2 protein-coding genes are annotated in these 1,439 nt (G+C 67.5%); both read right to left on the reverse strand.

Annotated features, from left to right (window positions below; all coding sequences use genetic code 11):
- Positions 1-76: 76 nt before the first annotated feature.
- Entirely contained in the window at positions 77-505 is a 429-nt protein-coding gene (locus AB0M26_RS31885) for a hypothetical protein (RefSeq protein WP_365266526.1), read from the reverse strand.
- Positions 506-876: 371 nt separating this feature from the next.
- The coding region (locus tag AB0M26_RS31890; RefSeq protein WP_365266529.1) for a site-specific integrase at positions 877-1,439 on the reverse strand (563 nt) is incomplete at its 5' end.

Genomic DNA, 1,439 nt, shown 5'->3' on the forward strand with positions numbered 1-1,439 from the left:
GTTTGTCCACACACCAACCGATGATCACGCGATGGCCGTACCCGTTCCCAGCCGGGTTCGCCACAAGATCGCGAAGTCAGACTGGAGTACTAAGCTGTCCGGTCACCCGGTGGAGCAGGCGGAGGGTCGTCGGAGCGTCGGGCGGAAGGGTCCCCAGGTCGCGCAGCCATGAGTAGAACAAGGGAGTGGTGCGGCTTGCGATTCCAGCCTTGCGCATCTCCGTGCCGTACTCGAACGCGTCTCCGGGGGTGATGTCCGCCAGGCCTCCACCCTTGGCGATCATGATCCGCACCAGTGTCAGGCGGGCGCGCCCCCCTTGGATGGACTCCCACCATTTCGGGCCGACGACCTCCTGAAGACGGGCTACCCCCTCAGGGTCGCGAGTCCGCTCCACGAGCGGACGCAGATGCGTAGTGCGGTAGCCAAACTGCCAGAGCAACGGAAGACGCAGCACATCGGCGCTGGCAAGCGTCAGCAGCCCTATCTGCGCGTACTTCCATCGCACTTTGGCCAGAGAGTTCACCCAGATTTGTCCCTCCTCGGCCCAACGCTGAAAGGACGTGGCAGCCGGTGACGCCTCCCATCGCTCTTGCCAGCTCTCGCCGGGAAAGCCAGCAAGCCAGGTCAAGACCGCACGCACTCCGGTCCTGCGCTCCCACCGGGCGTGCGCCTTGGGCACCCAGAAAGGTGGCTGCTCCACGACGGCCAGTACGTCATCGACGGGTGCACAAGTCATCGCCCATCGCGCCCCGACGGGCCGGGCTGGGAACCGATCCTGTGCCTGTCGCATTGCCCCACCCGCGGCCTGCGGCGCGCGCGGACGATCGGACGCCCGCCCTCCCGTGGCGCCGCCGGTCATGTCCCTGACGCGGCCGCTCACCGAAGGCCTCCAAACAGGTCGGTGAGCGACTCAGCCCTGTAGCCAGCGGCGGGGACAGACGGCAGCTCGGCCTGTCGAGCCTGCCGTTCGTGGTGCGCGCGGACCGCTTCGACGATCTCGTCACGGCCGGCAGGGAGGTAAATCTGCGTGGTGGTCAGATGCGCGTGCCCGAGGACCCACTGCACGTCCGTCAGGGCCAACTCCGGGTCACGCGCCATCCGATAGGCGGCTGTGTGACGCAGGTCGTGCAGCGTCCAGTTGGAGCCGAGTAACTCATTTACCCGGTTCAGCATCGCACGAGCCGCGTGATAGCCCAGCGGCCGAAAGGGGCGCCGCAACGTCCACCACAGCGCCTCGTGCGCGCCCCGCGGCACCCCAGCCCGCCACGCCTCCTCCTGGTAAAGACGCAGCCATACGAACGCGTCCGGGGACGAGGGAAGCTGCTGGAAGGCCCTGGTCCCCTTGCGGATCACCCCGAGCAGCTGCTCGCCGGGCAGCGCGTCGCGCTGTCGGCTGGTCAACAGCTCGCTCGCCCTGGCCCCGTTGGAAACCCAGAAAG

The organism is Streptomyces sp. NPDC051776 (assembly GCF_040681345.1).
In the GTDB taxonomy this organism is placed as follows: domain Bacteria; phylum Actinomycetota; class Actinomycetes; order Streptomycetales; family Streptomycetaceae; genus Streptomyces.